This window comes from Methylobacterium sp. J-048, assembly GCF_022829515.1.
Taxonomy (GTDB): Bacteria; Pseudomonadota; Alphaproteobacteria; order Rhizobiales; family Beijerinckiaceae; genus Methylobacterium.
The window spans coordinates 1-987 of the sequence record NZ_JAKSYL010000049.1 but is presented as its reverse complement, the minus strand read 5'-3'; the positions used below and the strand labels follow the sequence as shown (position 1 = coordinate 987).

Sequence of the window (987 nt, the reverse complement as noted above, 5' to 3'; positions counted from 1 at the left end):
GACGAGGACCGAGAGCGGCCAGTATCGGTTCATCGCGAAGGAGGACGCTGACGGGCGCCCTCGCCTCGTCCTGGAACCAAAAGGCGAGCCGATCTCCGCCTTTGGGGATGCGGTGCTGGGCCTCGATCTACGGGATAGTGTAACCTACGCCCATGCCCAGCAGATTGCGGAAATCCTGAATGACCAGGTGACCGGTATGTCTGGGACGCACTTTGACGAAAAGGCGGATGGGTAGGCTGAAGGCCGATGCGTTAGCGCGAGGCACCTCGTGACCCTGCAAGACTGACCCCTCACTTACCGCCGGTCGACGGGATGGCATCCACCCATGCGCTCGGGTTTTGTCGGGAGAGGTCGTGTAGAGCGTTCCCGACAAATCCGGCGACGCGCCGAAGACTGGCACCTTCGCAGGTCGCCGCGATCTGCACACCGAGTTGGCGTGTGTGACTGCGCCCGTAGAGGTAGATGGCCAACCGCGCTCGCGTGGCTTCCGGGATGCCCCCGAGCTGATCAGCCAATGTCGCTGGCTCTGCGCGGTAGAGCCGGCTGAGCGTATCGATCGGGACTGGACAATCGCCGGCGGGATCCTCAGCGCTGACGGGGAAGGCACGGTTCACGGCGACACCTGTAACCTGCTCAACAGTAGGCTGCTTAGAGCTTGGTTAACATAGTCTTTCGCATGCGCTATCTTACTCACTCAGCGCGGTGTTTTGTATCGGCATTCTCAAAGAGGGCTACGCTGACTTCGGATCCATGCTTAATCTTGATGCAACCCACCAAATTCGGCTGCATTTAGAACGAGTGATGTTAGTTCTTCGCATAGGTGCAGCATGGACGACATGATCGAAACATCTGAGGTTGAAAACGTCGATCTTATCGAGCTGACAACCGGCATCGTCTCGGCCTATGTGTCGAACAATCACGTGCAGGGTGCTGAGCTTGCAACGCTGATCGCGAGCACCCACGCCGCGCTGTCAGGGATCGGCCAGG

At 59.3% G+C, this 987-nt stretch carries 2 protein-coding genes; both read left to right on the top strand.

What is annotated here, in order from left to right; all coding sequences use genetic code 11:
* The coding region (locus tag MKL09_RS02100) for a hypothetical protein (RefSeq protein ID WP_244017506.1) at window positions 1-235 on the top strand (235 nt) is incomplete at its 5' end.
* 592 nt (window positions 236-827) lie between these two features.
* A partial coding sequence (locus tag MKL09_RS32285) for a MucR family transcriptional regulator (protein ID WP_409566893.1) occupies window positions 828-987 on the top strand: 160 nt, incomplete at its 3' end.